The organism is Pseudoalteromonas sp. SG44-1 (genome assembly GCF_014164315.1).
Taxonomy (GTDB): Bacteria; Pseudomonadota; Gammaproteobacteria; order Enterobacterales; family Alteromonadaceae; genus Pseudoalteromonas; species Pseudoalteromonas rhizosphaerae.
Genome location: NZ_JACJEW010000143.1, coordinates 1 through 2,436 on the forward strand (window position 1 = coordinate 1; position 2,436 = coordinate 2,436).

Consider the following 2,436-nt stretch of genomic DNA (forward strand, 5'->3'; position numbering starts at 1 on the left):
GACCTTGTGGTGCATAACTATATATCAACATGCTTACAGTACCTTGCTGAGCAGCCAGATAACCTTGAGCCACTGCTACCTTGGAACATTAAACAAAGCTAGGTGTCGTTAGCTATACGCTTACAGTTAATGGTCTAAGTAAAGCGATTAGAGTAGCGTTGCCATAGCAGTTTCGCTCGCGCGGAGAAAATTGTGATACTGAGAAAAAATCGATCGCAACCATCTTAGATGGTTTCAAACTAAGAACATACTCAAGACAATTTATTAAAAATTAGTTTTTACACAGTCTGTGCCATAAGCGGACTGTCGTAATCTTAGTCTCTTGTTATGCTGCTTTTACACTGAAGGAGCATATGCATTTAACACAAAGAAAGCGCAAACCCCAATAATGACAATAAAACCGTTTCTAGCTGCACCACGCATTAAAACCTGCGGTTCTTCAGACATAGAGTCGGTATATATTAATGGATTAAATATAGAAAGTAATATGCCAGCGCCTATAAATGCGCCCCCCATTAGTAAGAAAAAAATTGGTTTCCAATACTTATTCTCTTGAGATATTTCAAAGTTACGAAGTAAGCGGCTATTTTCTATGTTAGGAGTTTTTATATATGCACCAGCCCCAATAAACGAAAGCAACCAAAGGTCTTTTAATGCTTGAGGTATATTAAATGTAAATAAAAACTCAAAAATGCTAAACAGTTGTTGTGAGGCATTTCGATAATACTCAATTAAATCTGAAAAAATAGAAACAAATCCAACATCAAACACGTGTTGAAATAAGCTAATTAGACTTAGAGAAGCAAATACAATAGATAAAATGCGTAATACTTTGCTCAATTTAATTTACCCCGACTTTCCATAGCAGCATAAACGCCCGCTTAAGCAGACAAAAATTGTAGGTTATAATGTGGAACAAGGCGAAATCTAACCAACTGTTTTTGTTGTATTTAAAGCGCTTTTTAGCTCTCAGATACAAAGTTTATTGTTTGCCGATGCATAAGGCAAAATCCATTTCTTTCTTTCGTAATACGCTTTGTATCAGAATCAACAAAAACCTGAGTCACACCATCTAGTTTGAACATATCAGGGTCTATTGGTTTCTTAGCATAAGGATTATGAAAAACGTATAAACCATCTCTAACATTCTCTTTATTTTGGTTTGTCATTGAATGCCTCTGAATAGGTTTATTATCAACCTCAGACCACCATACCGAGGACACTGCGCGTTGAATTTCGCAATTACCTGACATAGCTTCAATTTTACCCCATGTGGCAGTTGTACTTAAAATAATTGCACTAATTTCAGAGTAATCATCACTTTCGAATAAGCCAAGTGGGATCTCAGTACCATTATCTTTTTCGACCCAACCGAGCCTCACATCAGGAGGACCATTTGGGAATAAATGAGGCGCATCGTTATATGCATCTTCGTCTACGTAAAAATCATATAATAAAGCCATAATTGGCACTTCACATTGAAGGTTAAAATGAGGCTGTTCAAATGGAGCTACAGCCAAAACAAATGGATTGGGACGTACATGTTCTAGCTTAGAATATGAACTTTTATACTTTATGTACTTCTTATTTATCGAATTTGACAGGCGAATAATAGAATCCATATTCATGTCTTTGAACCTATCTGGAATACCTTTCGATAAATCTTTTTCCCACTCAGGAGTTTTACCAACTGCTGATTCAGATATGGTTGCCTCTACGACAACATTGTTACCTTTATATTCAAGCAAAAAGTCAGGTCTTGAATAAGACCAGTCCATTTTGAAATCTATTTCTTTAAATAGGGCATATAAATATATTTCCCAAAAGCTTGAATTGAATGTCGTTTGAAATTCAGTAACAAGTTTATTGTCTCTATCAGGAAAACCATTACACCATTTTAAGAGCTCTGCTCTATCAGCTTTCATAGACTGCTTAAGTATATTAACAAAGTTTTTATGTTGTTTACCTGACAAGCCTATATCTTCAAATAAATCCATAGATGTTTACACTTACCTTGGTGAGCTAGCAGCTTATTGAACACCATTTTGGTGGTTTATAACACATCAAAACGGCGTATATTACATACCCTGATAATTTCACCAATAATTACTTTTGTAAACAAGTAATTAAAACAGCTAGGAATCATGCATGTTATTTTGCCCCAAAACGGCGTTTAATAATGTTATTGGACAAAATTAGGTTTCTACTCAAAACACATGAATAAATTTAATTTTTTCAGTGTCCGATTATCGCTCATAGCAGCCTGCCAGCCAACTCTAATTATTAGTTAAAAGTGTTAGAACAGATATTTGTTACTTCAGCTTATGCAACTTAACCGGTTTAAACCAAGCTAACTTGGTTGATTTTTTCTGCCTTAGTTTTTAAACTTTGACCTAGCACCTAGCACCTAGCACCTAGCACCTAGCACCTAGCACC

Annotated in this window: 2 protein-coding genes; both read right to left on the reverse strand. The window is 35.5% G+C overall.

Going from position 1 to position 2,436, the window contains the following annotated elements; genetic code table 11:
* Positions 1 to 336 precede the first annotated feature (336 nt).
* The gene (locus tag H5187_RS23185; RefSeq protein WP_182719142.1) at positions 337 to 840 is read right to left on the reverse strand and encodes a hypothetical protein; all 504 of its coding nucleotides are present in this window, start codon (positions 838 to 840) and stop codon (positions 337 to 339) included.
* Positions 841 to 962: 122 nt separating this feature from the next.
* Entirely contained in the window at positions 963 to 1,997 is a 1,035-nt protein-coding gene (locus H5187_RS23190; protein ID WP_182719143.1) for a hypothetical protein, read from the reverse strand.
* Positions 1,998 to 2,436: the final 439 nt, after the last annotated feature.